Genomic DNA, 321 nt, shown 5'->3' on the forward strand with positions numbered 1-321 from the left:
GCCGACGAACACCCCGGTCTGGCTGCCCCGCAACGTCCCCGGATCGATCCCGGCCCGCTCGAAGGCCTCCCACGACGTCGTCAGCAGCAGCCGCTGCTGCGGATCCATCGCCAGCGCCTCCCGCGGCGAGATCCCGAAGAACGCCGGATCGAACCGGGCCACGTCGTAGAGGAACCCACCGGCCCGGACGTAGGAGCGACCGGTCTGGTCGGGGTCCGGGTCGTAGAGGGCCTCCAGGTCCCAGCCCCGGTCCACCGGGAACGGACCCACCGCGTCCACCCCACCGGCCACCAGCTCCCACAGCTCCTCCGGCGACCGCAC

At 72.9% G+C, this 321-nt stretch carries 1 protein-coding gene; it reads right to left on the reverse strand.

Annotated elements, in window-relative coordinates; all coding sequences use genetic code 11:
- The coding region (locus MXD59_RS26075) for a beta-ketoacyl synthase N-terminal-like domain-containing protein (protein ID WP_248827211.1) at window positions 1-321 on the reverse strand (321 nt) is incomplete at both ends.

This window comes from Frankia umida (genome assembly GCF_023242945.1).
GTDB classification, from domain to species: Bacteria; Actinomycetota; Actinomycetes; order Frankiales; family Frankiaceae; genus Frankia; species Frankia umida.